9 protein-coding genes are annotated in these 12,512 nt (G+C 51.1%); all 9 read right to left on the bottom strand.

Going from position 1 to position 12,512, the window contains the following annotated elements; all coding sequences use genetic code 11:
- Positions 1–13: 13 nt before the first annotated feature.
- Complete coding sequence (locus tag EDM58_RS14830) at positions 14–4,540, bottom strand: immunoglobulin-like domain-containing protein (protein WP_183187518.1); 4,527 nt, start codon at positions 4,538–4,540, stop codon at positions 14–16.
- A 240-nt stretch (positions 4,541–4,780) separates the two neighbouring features.
- Positions 4,781–5,428 (bottom strand): response regulator transcription factor, encoded by a 648-nt coding sequence (locus tag EDM58_RS14825; RefSeq protein WP_122914030.1) that lies wholly within the window; start codon positions 5,426–5,428, stop codon positions 4,781–4,783.
- Positions 5,429–5,436: 8 nt separating this feature from the next.
- Positions 5,437–6,627, bottom strand: coding sequence for a sensor histidine kinase (locus tag EDM58_RS14820; RefSeq protein WP_183187517.1), 1,191 nt, complete (start codon positions 6,625–6,627; stop codon positions 5,437–5,439).
- Positions 6,628–6,994: 367 nt separating this feature from the next.
- Positions 6,995–7,420 carry an acyl-CoA thioesterase gene (locus EDM58_RS14815; protein ID WP_023555558.1) on the bottom strand — a complete coding sequence of 142 codons (426 nt, stop codon included), beginning with the start codon at positions 7,418–7,420 and terminating at the stop codon, positions 6,995–6,997.
- Between the two features lie 27 nt (positions 7,421–7,447).
- On the bottom strand, positions 7,448–8,236 hold the full coding sequence (locus EDM58_RS14810) for a 2-keto-4-pentenoate hydratase (protein WP_122914028.1): 789 nt from the start codon (positions 8,234–8,236) through the stop codon (positions 7,448–7,450).
- A gap of 5 nt (positions 8,237–8,241) precedes the next feature.
- Entirely contained in the window at positions 8,242–9,270 is a 1,029-nt protein-coding gene (dmpG, locus tag EDM58_RS14805; protein ID WP_023555556.1) for a 4-hydroxy-2-oxovalerate aldolase, read from the bottom strand.
- 27 nt (positions 9,271–9,297) lie between these two features.
- The gene (locus EDM58_RS14800; protein ID WP_122914027.1) at positions 9,298–10,176 is read right to left on the bottom strand and encodes an acetaldehyde dehydrogenase (acetylating); all 879 of its coding nucleotides are present in this window, start codon (positions 10,174–10,176) and stop codon (positions 9,298–9,300) included.
- Positions 10,177–10,189: 13 nt separating this feature from the next.
- Complete coding sequence (locus EDM58_RS14795) at positions 10,190–10,969, bottom strand: 2-keto-4-pentenoate hydratase (RefSeq protein WP_122914026.1); 780 nt, start codon at positions 10,967–10,969, stop codon at positions 10,190–10,192.
- Positions 10,970–11,042: 73 nt separating this feature from the next.
- Entirely contained in the window at positions 11,043–12,512 is a 1,470-nt protein-coding gene (locus EDM58_RS14790) for an aldehyde dehydrogenase (protein ID WP_122914025.1), read from the bottom strand.

The following is a 12,512-nucleotide window of genomic DNA, read 5'->3' as shown; positions in this document are numbered from 1 at the left end:
TTTTCATTGCCTTCTATTTCCATACCTTAATCAAAATCTCTACCTCTTTTCCTGCATAAGTGGCTGTTATCGTCGTCACGCCTTCTGAAATCCCCGTAATCACACCCTCCTCTACAGTTGCAATCTCAGGGTCTTTTATACTCCATTCGACTTCCTCTGTGACATCTTCCTTGTGATTTCTTTCATAGATGGCCGTAACGGCTAAGGAAGCCCTTTCTCCTTCTTCGAGTGACAGGCTACTGTAAATCGCCCTCAATTCTTGCAGTTTTTTCTCATCCACCACTCGGACGCTGATATTTACATTTCGGCCACCGTACCTGGCTGAAAGGACGGCCGTTCCCTTTTTGAGCGGAATGATCGTGCCATCTTCGGCCACCTGTACGATACCGGGTGTACTCGACGACCAGTCGACGATTTCCGTGACATCTTTTTCCTGCTTATTGCTCAATTTAGCTCGTATGCGCAATGTCTCTTCCTCATCCAACTGCAGCAGCAGCTTCTGCGAGGATGCAGTCAGAGATTTGACGCTTATTTTAGAGATGACAACAGGGATGGTCAATTCTTCTCCCAGATAGTGGATCGTCAGCTCGGTCTCGCCTTCTTCTTTGCCTGTTTTCACTCGGCCTGCCGTTACCTTGGCTAGATCGCTTTCTACGCTGTAAGTGGTTTTTTTGTCGTGGGTTATATTTTCCAGAGTATTTGGTCCCACGGCGTAAACCTTAAAGCTTACTGTTAGATCGGGCTCGATCAACAATAGCGATTCCGAGGCTTTGAGAGTAAGACGGTCTGCTTCTTCCTTCTTCACGGTGACCATGATTGTGGCTTCTGCTCCCGAGTAGCGAACCGTGATCTGTGCTTTCCCTGCTTTTTTGCCAGCAGTGATTCTGCCTCTTTTGACTGTAATCAAATCATTGTCGATGTCGTAGATAATGTCCTTATCTTTTGTGATCTCTGTACGTTGTTCCCCTTTTACGGCGTATACCTTGAAGGACTTGGAGGCGCCTGGTTTCAGGAGGATGTCGGACAGTGAGACTTCGAGTCGCAGGTTTTCATTCTCTTCTTCCATGACAGTTACTTCACTGCTCGCCGTTTTGTTGCCATCTACGGTCGTCACGGTGATTATGGCCTGCCCTGCCTGCTTCGCCGTTACTTCGCCGTTTGCCTCCACCGTAGCCACTTGGGGGTTGCTGCTGCTCCAGATCACTTCCCGATTGGTAGCGTTGTACGGTGCGATCGTTGCTTGCAGTGTCACAGGCTCCTCGCCAAGGGTTAGCGTCAAGGTCTGCGGTGTAAGTGTTACTCCAGTGACCGGAACCTCGGCAGGTGGAGGCGGGGTTACGGGAGGAGGAACAGGACGGCTGATGACACGTACCGTGCGCGTTACAGGAGCAGCCTGATTGCCTGCCCAGTCCTCTGCGTCGTATTGGAGGGTGTACGTGCCGAGTTTGGTCGTATCGACGGTCCCAGTTACTACAGGTGTCAAGCCGGTTGCGATATTGTCCTTGATCGTCACACCCAGATCATGGAAGCTGCTTCCTCGGTAAATGCTTATCGCGCTTGCCCCATTCAGAGTGATAATCGGAGCCGTCCTGTCGATTCGCACCTCACCTTCTGCAACATCACTGACATTTTGCATGGCGTCTTTCTGTCTGGCGTATAGTTTCGTCTGATTCTCTTCTTGTATGCGGAATGGTCCCACATATGCCACCCATCGCTGGCCATCCAAGCTGTATTCCAATGTTGCGTCCGCTTCCCCGCTCAACGTCACCTCTACATCCCCCGATGTCCAGCCGGATGGGGTGAGCCATATCGTCGGGGCGAGAAGTGCATCTTCGCGAACGACTTTGACGGTTCGGATGACAGGCACAGCCTGATTACCCGCATGATCCACTGCTTTGTAAGTGAAGATATATTCACCGAGCCTATCGGTATCGACCATACCGGTTACAGAGATTTGCGGATTGAGGTCGAAGTTGTCTGTGACTTGTACTCCGGGATCGCGAAATGTACTTCCTCGGTGAATACTCAGGACCGCATCACCGTTTAGCGCAACGACAGGAGCGGTTTTGTCGATCCGCACTTTCCCTTCCGCAATCTCGCTGGCATTTTGCGAGGCATCAGCCTGTCTGACGTATACGGAATAACTCCCCTCTTCCGTTATGACAATGGAATTCGGATTGGCTGCATCAGAATTAGGCAACCAATTCTGACCATCCGTGCTATATTCCAGCTTCGCTCCCTCTGCTCGGTTCGTTGCCGTTATCGTCACATCCTGATTGGTCCAGTCCGTGTGACTTACCGTGAGATCAGGTTTTGGCAGACTGTCGATCGTCACCGTGTACGTCTTTACGGTACCATCCTTTGCGGTCACCTGGATTTGGATCTCATTCTCGCCATTTGCCAGATGCAGCCCCTGCTCAACGCCACTGACGATGGAAGTCCACGCGCCTCCGTTGATTCTCATTTCCATATCTGCTGCTGGGTCTATCAACGCCGGAGTAAGCATGATCTGAGCAACGCCGACGATCACAAACGCCCGATAACTCGTTTCCGTACTTGAAAATTCGGGGGTTAACGCTAAAGCCTTACTGTCTCCCTTTACAAGCAGGCTGTCCAAACGAGCCTCGTTATCCTGGTATTCATAAGCCCCCATGTCGATACTGTCCCCGACCGAACGTGGATTGTCATCCATGTCGGTGGTGATGGAAGACAGATCGGGAGTTAGCCCTGCATCATAATATCGGGTGCTTCCCTGATTAATAGCTGGCGAACCTATACCAAGGCGATAATTCCCTTGGGCAGCATCGATAAAGTCGGGGTCGGTATTGAAAAGGTTCCCATCACCCCCATCGCCTTCTGCCGGCTCTGAAAACCCTACTAGGGAATGAGAAAATGAAAAGGAAGCTCGATTATAATAATAGATGTCGGTTCCTGAATTTCCCCAGATGATGCTGTTTCGAGCAGTGGCAGAAGCGGAAGCCCACGTGAAAATACCTCCACCAGACTCATTCGCCTCATTCCCGCTGATCGTCACATTGGTCAAGGCAGGATTGCCGCCAAAGTTGTAGATTCCGCCACCGGACACGTTCGCCCGATTCCCGCTGATCTCCGCATTCGTCAGCACATTCGTACCGCCGTTGCTATAAATCCCGCCGCCAGAGTTACCCGCACTGTTTCCTTTTACTTCTGCGCCAGAAATGACCGGACTTGCACCATAATTCAAAATCCCCCCACCATCGACTGTCGCCTGATTCTCGTTAATCTTCACATCAGTGAAGACATCATGACTATAGCTGTTATAGATCCCGCCACCATTTTTTGCTTGATTCTTACTAATCTCTGCATGGGTGAGTGTTGTTGCTTTGCTATTGCCAAAATACAGCCCACCGCCTCTCTCAAGGGCAGTGTTTTCACGAATCGTCACGTTGGTAAATACTCCGCCCTCCGAGGAGTGATACAACCCGCCCCCAGAATCTCCAGCATGATTCAGGTTAATCACTACATCGGTCAACGTAGGGTCGCTGCTGTTGTTCGACATCCCGCCACCAGAGCCAGTGGTAGATTCATTCCCTATTATCTTCACATCTGAAAATACAGGATTGCTTCCTGATAAGTTGTGTACCCCGCCGCCAGAACGTGTCGCCTCGTTATTTTTTATCACTACTCCGGCAAGTACGGGACTACTTTCGAAGTTATACACCCCACCGCCGAAAGTGTCTGCTTGATTTCCGCTGATTTCCACATCAGTAAACGCAGGATTGCTTCTATAATTATTGATCCCGCCGCCATTATACTCCGCTCTATTCCCGCTTACCTTTCCTTGAGCCAAGGTAGGGCTGCTGCTATCTGCGTTATGCATTCCCCCGCCTGATTGGGCCTGATTGGCTTCAATCTTTACATGTACAAGCTCGGGACTGCTATGATTGGAATTAGCAATCCCGCCGCCATTTCGAATTGCTGTATTCCCAATAAAGGTTACATCGTGAAGAGTCGGACTGCTTTGGTAGTTATACATGCCTCCGCCGTCTTTATCATATACGTAATAGCCCGAGGCGTACCCCGCCGTAATCGTTACTCCATCCAGCTTTGCTGTTTGGTCTATATTCCGGTTATGGAAAACATGGTAGGCATTGTCGGATGGATCCCCTGCAACGCCAATATCACCGCTGAGAATCGTCTCATAATCGGTCACATTGCGTTCTGTTCCAATTCCTGAATAGCCACCGTAAATCTCTACGCCGTTTTTCATCTGGAATGTTTTCGTACGTGCATCACTAGCAAGAGATTCTTTCGTAGGGTAGTATGTCCCCTTGGCAATCCAGATCTGATCTCCCGACTGTGCCGATTCCAGTGCCTTTTGCAAGGTAGCGAAAGCATCATTCCAGTTGGTTCCACTACTATCGTCGTTCCCCTGCATTTTTACATAGAAAATCGTTCCCCCATCTTCTGCTGCCATAGCCCCGGTAAACGGCAACACCTGGACAAGGCCAAGCAATAGGGCCAGTACCAGCATCCTGATCGGATTCGTTCTTTGATTCACCCGTCTATTCCCCCTCGTTCTATGCCACTTCTTTTTCATTCTCTCCCTTTCAGAGTCCTGGAGAATGTCTCTACTAGACTAAGTCCTTGAATCTACCGCATTGCACAACTGCCGACTGTTTAGAAAGGAGGATACCATGCACATCGTGTCGACAGTAAGTAGACAGTTTTTTGTCTACCATTGCCATATAAAAGGAAAAACCGTCTTAACTCTGGCTTTTCGCAAGAGAAAAAACGGTTTTCATTCTTTTTCGTTCCTAAGCTCCTCAAGCAGCCCCCACTTTTGGCATTTATCAGCCAATTCGCTGCTGGACCTTTCCCAATTGAATTTCTTCATCATTCTACCCACATGCTTCTTCACTGCGGCCAGGCTTACATGAAGCTCCTTCGCTATATCAGTCTGTGTCATGCCGGCGTAGATCATGCCAAGCAGTTGACGATCTCCTTCGCTTAACAGGCTTTTCTTTTTTTCCTGGACCAGCTTTCTCAATCGTTCGCCGTATTTGGAATGCTGGTTGTGCATAGCGGCACAAATGACTTCGGGCAGCCTATCGAATTCGTTTTTATAGAGATAATCATAGGCTCCATTCATAAAGGCTTCATTAAAAATCTCATCGTTGTCGTCCAGCGAACTTAACATAATCACTTTTATCTGAGGATACTGGGTCGAAATGTCAAGCGTTGCGTCAAGACCGGAAGCTTTCTGATCACCAAGCATGATATCCATGACGACAATATCGGCTGGGTCATCACGAAGCATTGTAAAGCACTCCTCAACCGTAGATACACAAGCGTACAGTGCTATTTTCTCGTCACCGAGGAAAAAACTTCGAAGTCCTTCTCTCCAATCCGGATCGTCTTCCACATAAAGTACTTTTATTTTGCTCATCGTTTTTCTCAACCTTTTGATGGAAATGTAAGGACAATGACCGTTCCCTTGTTGGGTGTACTTCTGACTTCCACCTTGCCCCTGTGGGCTTCGATCACCTTCTTCACCTGATACATGCCGAGGCCGAAATGTTTACCACTTCGATGCTTCGTAGAATAGAAGGGTTCGAAAATGTTTTGCAATTGTATGCTGTTCATTCCGTGTCCCGTGTCGCGTATGGTAAGCAGTACCTTTTGGGCTCGCTTTTCGAGGGCAATGTGAAGAGATCCGTTTTCCCGCATCGCTTCCACAGCATTGTTGCAAATATTTTGAAGGCACTCAGCTATAAGGACCCTATCGAGCAACAAGAATGTGGGGCCGTATTGCTTCTCGACTCGAATTTTAGGAAGGGCTTCTACAGATTCCAAAACTTCGTCCAAAATGACGGAGATATCCTGCATTTCCTGCTTGGGACCCAGTTTGTCACTCGTAGCATAAGAGACTTTGGCCATCATCGCCATCATCGATTCGTGTGTATGCAATAAATTCTCCACATAAGCCTCTATTTTCTGGTACTGCCCCGCCTGCACATTTTTGCGAATATTCAATGCGTTCAATTTAATCTTTCCGATCGAATTTTTTAGGGAATGGTGGATTAATCCTGTCCCTACGTGCACGGTATGAATCGATTTACGTCTTACTCCCAAAAAAGCATCCCGCAAATAAAAAATCGTGATGAGCAATAAACTCGTGATACAGATATACGGGATCATCGTCATCAGTTGATCGCTTACGGGAGAAGAAGAGAAATGATAGATATTCAAAGTGATCAGCGGAACAAGAAAGACAATCGCAATCGAAGCGTGATTGACCCGCTCTTTGAAATCGTTCGCCTGTATAATGGGGCGAATAGCCAGTGAAGCGATAAGGCATACATAGCAGAGCCCCCATGCAGCTACAAATCCATTATCGACGCGGTTTGCCGTGAGATCTGTATAGAAGAGCAAGGTCAATACCGGCGGGATGCTTGCGAGGATTGGGATCCACTTTTGATAGGTATATATGCCGTTATAGATCAGATAAAACAGCAGCATGCCGTAGTAAGGAAACGTATTTATGAACATGTTCAAAAGGGATGTCACGATCGTGGATGCCCGAATTATATTCACATTCAGCGCCTGTTCGGTTGCATAAGGAACCCAGCTTTTTTCAAGAAACATCTGCAATCCTGCCAAACCGGCGCACAGGATGACGAGAGACGCCCAATAAATCAGACGGTTTCTCCGATGGTTCACCCACAAATAGATACTTACTGATGTCAGACTGACAAACATAAGAAAAAACATGAAGAAGAACATGGATACCCGCCTCTGTACGTGGTCATTATGGAAAGTATACATGTTCATTCGCCAATAAAAAATGATGAATCTACGATTATTCCGATGTCCCGTCAACTACTCCTTCCTAGGTTGCGAATCCTACCTCCATTCATCATAATTTTTTTCATGGGATCCCATAAGTAGACACTTGCATGTCTACCAAAAAAATCCCCCCTCCAGCCATCTTTGACTGTTCGGGGGGATCTAATTACGTAGACAATACCTTCTCTTGCAAAAACAACTCTCGCACGTCATCCGGGATCGGCACGGCCTTCAAGTTGCCTTTGTCATCGAACTGCACCCAACCGCGCACCTCGTGGCCATTGGCGACCAGCTCGTCGCCGCGGTAGACCTCATGCTCCAGGCGGAAGGTTTTGTTTTTGACTTCGGTGACGCGGGAGACGACGCGGACGTCATCGTTGTACAAGAGCGGCTTGCGGCATGTAACTCCTGCATCCAGGAGCGGCAAGCCGATTTTTTCGTTATGGAACAAATCCAATACTGATACGCCCATTTCATTGACCAGCGTCAGCATGCCGATATCAAACCACTTCATGTACGTCGGATAGTAGATGATGCCGGCCATATCGGTATCGCCCCAATGGACTTTTAGATGAACCGTATTTTGGACCATGCGCTTCCCCTGCCTCCTCGTCTCTTCCTACTTGCCGGTAAAGGAGACGCTTCCCAGTTCGGCAAATTGCACCTGGATGGTATCGCCGGCTTCGAATGCGATCGCTTCAGAAATCGCGCCGCTTAGCACGACATCGCCTTTTTTCAGCCCTTTGCCTTCTGCACCCAGCTTGTTGACCGCCCACGCGATAGACGTCGCTGGATGCCCCAGGACTGCAGAGCTGGAACCTACCTGGCTGACCGAACCGTTTTTGTACATGGTCATCCCGAGGTTCCCGAGATCCAGGCCAGCCGGGGAGAGCCATTTGTTGCCGATGACGAATCTGGACGAGGAGCAGTTGTCCGCGACGACATCGACCAGCGTGAACTTGAAGTTCAGGTAGCGGCTGTCGATGATCTCAATGGCTGGCGCGACGTATTGCGTCGCTTGCAAGACATCCAGTGCCGTTACGTTGGTACCTTGCAGATCTTCGCCCATGAAAAAGGCAATCTCAGGCTCAGCTTTTGGGTGAATCAGCTTGGAAACCTCGATTCCTTCCCACTCCAACGCCAGCATGTCATGCGTCAGATAGCCGTAAATGGCTTCGTGAACACCCATCATCTGCTGCTTGGCTTTGCTTGTCAGACCAAGCTTGATTCCGATCCGTCTGGCTCCCTCCTGCTCTTTGCGGGCAATCAGCTTCTCCTGGATCGCATAGGCTTGTTCGATAGTCAGATCGGGGTATTGGTCCGTCACCTTGACGACTTCCCGACATTCCTTTTCCGCGGACAGCAAATACTCGACGATTTCCAGATCCTTCGCTTGCGTGTATGCCATCTCTCTTACACCCCTAACCTTTGTGCTTTGCTCATTTCAGCCGCTACGTCCAGAATCATGTCTTCCTGTCCGCCGACGACTTTGCGCTTGCCCAGCTCGATCAATATATCGCGCGGGTCTACGTTGTAGCGTTTGCCAGCACGCTCTGCGTGAAGCAGGAAGCTGGAATAGACGCCTGCATAGCCGAGAACCAGACTTCCCCGATTAATATCCTGCGGACGCGGCAGCAAAGGTCCAACGACATTCTCTGCGGCATCCATCATTTTGTAGATGTCGATTCCCAGATTGACGCCCATCCGGTCAAGGACTGCCAGCAATACCTCTGTCTGGGTATTCCCTGCACCGGCACCCAGGCAGCGCACGCTTCCGTCGATCCTTGTCGCGCCTTCCTCAATCGCCACCAGCGTGTTGGCAACCGCTACAGACAGGTTGTTGTGGGCATGGAAGCCGATCTCGATATCCAGCGATTCGCGCAGGGCACTGATGCGCTCGCGAACCTCATGCGGCAGGAGCGCTCCAGCCGAATCCGTCACGTAGACCGCTTCTGCTCCGTAGCTCTCCATCAGCTTGGCTTGCTCCACCAGCTTCTCCACAGGAGCCATATGCGCCATCATCAAAAAGCCTACTGTCTCCATGCCCAGCTCGCGCGCAATGCTGATGTGCTGCGCCGAAACGTCCGCTTCCGTGACATGCGTCGCCACGCGAACCAGACTTGCGCCCAAACCGCGTGCCTGCTTCAATTCGGCAGCAGTCCCGATGCCCGGAAGAACCAGAACGGCCAGCTTGGAGCGCTTGCACTCCTGTGCTGCTGCCTCGATCAGCTTCATCTCGTCCACGAGCGAGCGTCCGTATTGCAAGGTTGAACCACCAAGTCCATCCCCATGGCTTACCTCGATGTAGTGCATGCCGGCATCATCGAGCGCCCGGGTCACATTGCGAACTTGTTCTTCCGTATATTGATGCGCAACCACGTGGCTTCCGTCGCGCAGACACACTTCCGTGATTTTGATAGGCTTGTCGCTTTTGCGTTTCATACGTGTTCCACTCTCCCTCTCTACGGATTACTTGCTGGGCTGGCTCAGCATGTGACGAGCGTAATCCTCCGCCACGCGCGTCGCTGCCGCCGTCATAATATCCAGATTCCCGGCATAATTGGGGAAGTAATCGCCCGCTCCCTCTACCTCCAGGAAAACGGTGACGCGATTTTCATCAAAAATCGGCTCCTGCTTCATCCGATAGCCAGGCACGTATTGCTTCACCGTCTCAACCATGTCCGCAATCGACTGCCTGATCTTCTCTTCATCCATGTTCTTCACTTCGCAGTAGATGGTGTCGCGCATCAGGATCGGAGGTTCTGCCGGATTCAGGATGATGATCGCCTTGCCTTGATCCGCGCCGCCTACCTCTTCGATGCCGCGTTTCGTCGTAATCGTGAATTCGTCGATGTTCGCCCGTGTTCCCGGCCCCGCACTTTTGCTGGAGATGGTCGCCACGATTTCCGCATAGGAGACATCTGCTACACGATTGACGGCATAGACAATCGGAATGGTCGCCTGTCCACCGCATGTGATCATGTTCACGTTCTTTTCACTCAGATTGGAGCCCGGGTTGATCGCCGGGCAGAAAAACGGTCCGCGCGCAGCAGGAGTCAGGTCAATCGCCAGCTTGCCCAGCTCCTTCAATACTTTTGCATGACGCACATGCGCTTTGGCGGAAGTGGCATCGAAGAAAATCTCCGCGATGTCCGGATTTTCCTCGATAGCCTGGATGCCGTTGGAAAAGACCTTGTAGCCTCGCTCCTCCGCACGCTTCAAACCATCTGATTCGGGATCGATCCCGATCATCGCAGTCAGTTCGATGACATCGCTGCGCTCCAATTTATACATCAGGTCTGTGCCAATATTCCCTGAGCCGATGATAGCGGCTTTTACTTTACCCATAGTCCTTCCTCCTCTATTTAAACTTGACGGAGACGGAGCCCAGAGATCCAAACTGCGCGACGATGTTGTCGCCTGGCTCCACATTGACCGCTGCCGACAATGCGCCAGGCAGAATCAGCTCTCCTGCTTTCAATTGAATGCCGAACTCATGCAGTTTATTCGCCAGCCACGCCACCGCATGGGCGGGATGTCCCAGTGCCGCTGCTCCGGCGCCTGTGGCGATCAACTCGTCATTTTTATAAAAGGACATGCCGACGCTGCCGATGTCGATGCCGTCGATGGCGCTGATCTTCTTGCCGACCACGACCTTCGCGGAAGAACCGTTGTCCGCGACGGTATCGATCAGCTTGATCTTCCAGTCAGCGATTCGGCTGTCAATGATCTCGATAGTCGGTACCAGATACTTCGTAGCCATCAGAACATCCAGATAAGTCACATTGGGTCCGACCAGATCCTGGCTCAGCACAAAACCGATCTCCGCTTCCACACGCGGACGCAGCATTTCACTCGTATCGACCGTATCGCCGTCTTCCACCCGCATATCATCGAGCAGGTGTCCGTAATCCGGCTCGTCGACGCCCAGCATTTTTTGCATCGCGACACTGGTCAGGCCGACCTTTTTGCCGATGACCGTACGACCTTCCGCCAGCTTTCTGCGCGTGACCTCCAATTGGATTTCATAAGCGTCTGTCACATCGAGATCCGCGTAGCGTTCCGTGATGGGAGCGATCGGGAGCCGGCTGCGTTCTGCTTCCAGCAATTCTGTGGCAATCACATCAATGACTTGTTTCATTCCATTTGCTCCTTCCCTGTATCTAGATGCCATAAAGAGTGACTCATCAGCCACTCTTTATCGCGTCAACAACTTATAACTTTAAAGTTATGGTTTTCGCTTCTGTATAAAACTCAAAGCTGTGTCGTCCGCCTTCGCGTCCTACGCCGCTGGCTTTGGAGCCGCCAAACGGGGTGCGCAAATCGCGGTAATACCAGCAATTGATCCACAAGAGACCGGAGTTGATCTTCGCAGCCACGCGGTGGGCGCGCTGCAGGTTGTTGGTCCAGACCACCCCTGCCAAGCCGTAAATCGAATCGTTGGCGATGCGAATCGCATCTTCTTCTGTTTTGAATGGAATGACGACCAGGACAGGGCCAAAGATCTCTTCCTGCGCCACTCTCATTTTGTTGTCTACATCGTACAGCACGGTCGGCTCGTAGAAGTTCCCTGCGCCAAGCTCCGGAATCCGTTTGCCGCCGATCGCCAGCTTCGCGCCTTCGGACAAGCCGATTTGCACGTAGTTGTCGACGGTTTCGAGATGGCTCTTGGAGACGAGCGCCCCCATGTCTGTCTCTTCATCCAGCGGATTGCCAACCTTGATCTTCTTCACAGCAGCCGTGAACTTCTCCAGGAACAGATCGTATACGCTCTCCTGTACGAGCAGACGGGAACCAGCCAGGCAAATCTCGCCCTGATTGCGGAAAATGGCCTCGATCGAGCCTTTTACCGCTTCGTCCAGGTCCGCGTCATCAAACACGATGTTGGCAGACTTGCCGCCCAGCTCCAGGGATACCGGGATCAGGTTCTCCGAAGCATTTTTCATGACCGTTTTGCCTGTCGTAGTCTCGCCTACGAAGGACACCCTGCGTACATACGGATGGGTCGTCATCGCTGTACCCACGCTACCGCCCGGTCCTGTGATAATATTCAGAACTCCCGGAGGAAGTCCTGCTTCATTGGCGATTTCACCCAGCATCACCGCAGACAACGGCGTATAGGATGCCGGCTTGACGATCACGGAGTTGCCCGCTGCCAGAGCCGCAGACGCCTTCCACGTCATTTGCATGAAGGGAAGATTCCACGGGATGATCAGGCTGGTCACGCCTGCAGGAGCGTATTTGGTATAGGACATATGCTTGGCTTGCTCGTAGTGCTCATGGTGTACGTATTTCGCCATTTCGGCAAAAAAGCGCAGATTGGATGCCGCACGGGGAATGTCAAAGCCCCGGCTTTCCTTGATCGGCTTGCCGACGTCCAGGGTTTCCACGACTGCCAGCTCTTCTACCCGCTCCATGACCAGATCGGACATTTTGCACAAGATCTTGCAGCGATCATCTACGGACATTTCACTCCAGACGCCGCTCTCGAAGGTGCGCTGGGCGACATGGATTGCCTTCTCGACATCCTCCACACCGGCGTTGGCTACGTTCGCCAGCTTTTGGTTTGTAGCGGGATCGATCGTATCAAAGGTTTCCCCTGAGATGGCATCGATGTATTCTCCGTTTATGAAAAGTTTGGCATCCTTGACTGATTTGGTGTAGTCCTGTGCGACCTTGTTCAC

It is taken from the genome of Brevibacillus panacihumi (genome assembly GCF_003710985.1).
GTDB lineage: Bacteria > Bacillota > Bacilli > Brevibacillales > Brevibacillaceae > Brevibacillus > Brevibacillus panacihumi.
The sequence above is the reverse complement of the archived record's forward strand: the minus strand, read 5'-3'. Positions and strand labels throughout refer to the sequence as shown.

Bases quoted from the DNA above. Each gene is read 5' to 3' on its own strand.
- EDM58_RS14825 (WP_122914030.1), bottom strand. From the start codon at position 5,428: ATGAGCAAAATAAAAGTACTTTATGTGGAAGACGATCCGGATTGGAGA.
- EDM58_RS14820 (WP_183187517.1), bottom strand. From the start codon at position 6,627: ATGTTTCTTGAAAAAAGCTGGGTTCCTTATGCAACCGAACAGGCGCTG.
- EDM58_RS14815 (WP_023555558.1), bottom strand. From the start codon at position 7,420: ATGGTCCAAAATACGGTTCATCTAAAAGTCCATTGGGGCGATACCGAT.
- EDM58_RS14810 (WP_122914028.1), bottom strand. From the start codon at position 8,236: ATGGCATACACGCAAGCGAAGGATCTGGAAATCGTCGAGTATTTGCTG.
- dmpG (WP_023555556.1), bottom strand. From the start codon at position 9,270: ATGAAACGCAAAAGCGACAAGCCTATCAAAATCACGGAAGTGTGTCTG.
- EDM58_RS14800 (WP_122914027.1), bottom strand. From the start codon at position 10,176: ATGGGTAAAGTAAAAGCCGCTATCATCGGCTCAGGGAATATTGGCACA.
- EDM58_RS14795 (WP_122914026.1), bottom strand. From the start codon at position 10,969: ATGAAACAAGTCATTGATGTGATTGCCACAGAATTGCTGGAAGCAGAA.